Consider the following 1265-nt stretch of genomic DNA (forward strand, 5'->3'; position numbering starts at 1 on the left):
GAACACCACCGTGTAGGGCGTGCGGCCCTTGGCCATCGCCTCGGCGGCGATCTGGTAGCGCGGATCGAGGTCCTTCAGCGCCTCCTTGGCGATGTCGCCACGCACCGGCAGGCTGCCGTATTTGGCGAGCAGCGTCTGGCCTTCGAGCGAATAGGCGAAGTCCAGAAACTCCTTCACCACGGCGAGCTTCTTGGTGCCCTTGGTGACGACGAAATTGTCGCCGCCGGCGAAGGACGACCAACCGCCATCCTTGCCAGGCAGGAAGGTGACGCCATAGTCGACATTCGGATACTGCGTGTTGAGCGCGCCGATGGCGAAGGCGCCGGACGGCGAGATGCCGATATTGCCGGCGGCGAAGGCGGCGAAGAAGTTGGCGCCGGTGTCGGTCTGCGCGCCTGATGGCACCAGGTCCTTCTTGACCATCGAGCGGTAGAGGTCGATGGCGCCGCGCAGCTGCGGGCTGTCCAGCGTCGCCTTGGTGCCGTCCTCGGAGAGGATGTCGCCGCCCGAAGCCCAGATCAGCGGCGTGAAGGTGAAGATGTTGCAGCCGCCGCAATTGCCGGAGAAATAGAAGCCCTTGATATCGCCGCCGAGCGCGTTGACCTTCTCGGCGTCGGCCTCGATCTCGGCCCAGTTGGTCGGGCCTTTTTCCGGATCGAGCCCGGCCTGCTTGAACAGCTTCTTGTTCCAGATCAGCACCGAACTGTCGGCCGAGAACGGCAGGCCATAGATGCGGCCCTTGTAGGTGCCGGTCTTGACATGCGCCGGCGACAGGCTGGCGAAATAGGGCAGCGACTTCGCCCAGTCGGTGATGTCCTCGAGCTGGCCGGCGGCCGAGAAGGACGGCGTGTAGATCAGATCGAGCGACAGCGCGTCGGGCGCGGTGCCGCCGGCGGCGGCAGCGCCATATTTCGGGATGATCTCGGCATTGGGGATGATGTCGAGCTTGATCTGGTTCTCGTGGCCCTTGTTGAAGGCGTCGACGATGCGCGGCATGAAGTTCGAGCCGTCGGCGCGCACCCAGATGTTGGCGGTGTCGGCCGCGAAAGCAGGCAGAGCAAAGATGCTCGCGGCGAGCGCGAGCCCGGCAATCATGGTCTTCATGGTTCTCCTCCTCATTGGTTCTCCTCCCAGTTCGGCCGCGCTTGGTAGCGCAGGCCCGTTAGCCGCCCACTGTGCGGCCGCATGACTGACGCACCACCAGCCGGCACGGCAGTTTTCGAATGCCCGGCGCGGCCGAACTGGGAGGAGAACCAATGAGGAGG

General features: G+C 64.7%; 1 protein-coding gene. It reads right to left on the minus strand.

What is annotated here, in order from left to right; genetic code table 11:
- Window positions 1–1104 (minus strand): sugar ABC transporter substrate-binding protein (locus EN781_RS32710; RefSeq protein WP_145965796.1); only part of this gene is annotated, 1104 nt, incomplete at its 3' end.
- Between the last annotated feature and the right edge of the window lie 161 nt (window positions 1105–1265).

Origin of the sequence: Mesorhizobium sp. M4A.F.Ca.ET.090.04.2.1, assembly GCF_003999085.1 — a bacterium.
Classification (GTDB): Bacteria; Pseudomonadota; Alphaproteobacteria; order Rhizobiales; family Rhizobiaceae; genus Mesorhizobium.